Origin of the sequence: Corallococcus sp. AB049A, from assembly GCF_003668885.1 — a bacterium.
In the GTDB taxonomy this organism is placed as follows: Bacteria; Myxococcota; Myxococcia; order Myxococcales; family Myxococcaceae; genus Corallococcus; species Corallococcus interemptor.
Map to the genome: position 1 here is coordinate 1 of NZ_RAWL01001466.1, position 384 is coordinate 384.

Annotated in this window: 1 protein-coding gene; it reads right to left on the reverse strand. The window is 65.1% G+C overall.

All coding sequences use genetic code 11. From position 1 onward, the window contains the following. Positions 1-384 (reverse strand): cytochrome c oxidase subunit 3 (locus D7X55_RS47475; protein ID WP_199747514.1); only part of this gene is annotated, 384 nt, incomplete at both ends.

Here is a 384-nt window from a genome sequence, read left to right on the forward strand (position 1 = left end):
GCGTCAGGTTCAGTTCCTTGTAGGCATGGATGTACTCCTCTGCCTGCAGGGTCAGGAAGCCCAGGCCGAGCACCACGGTCAGGCCCAGCCAGATCAGCAGCTGGCGGCGGTTGCCGGCCTTCAGTGCGTGGTGGGCGATGGTCAGGGTCACGCCGGAGGTCAACAGGATCAACGTATTGATCAGTGGCAGGCCCCAGGCCGGGATGGTCTGGAACGCGCCACCGATCGCCGCCGGGCCATTGGTCGGCCATCCGGCGGAATAGCCCTGCCAGAGCAGCTCGTTGGTCATGACCCCACGGCCTTCGCCACTGAGCCACGACAGGCCCAGGTTGCGGGTGTAGAACAGCGCGCCGAAGAACGCGCCGAAGAACATCACCTCGGAGA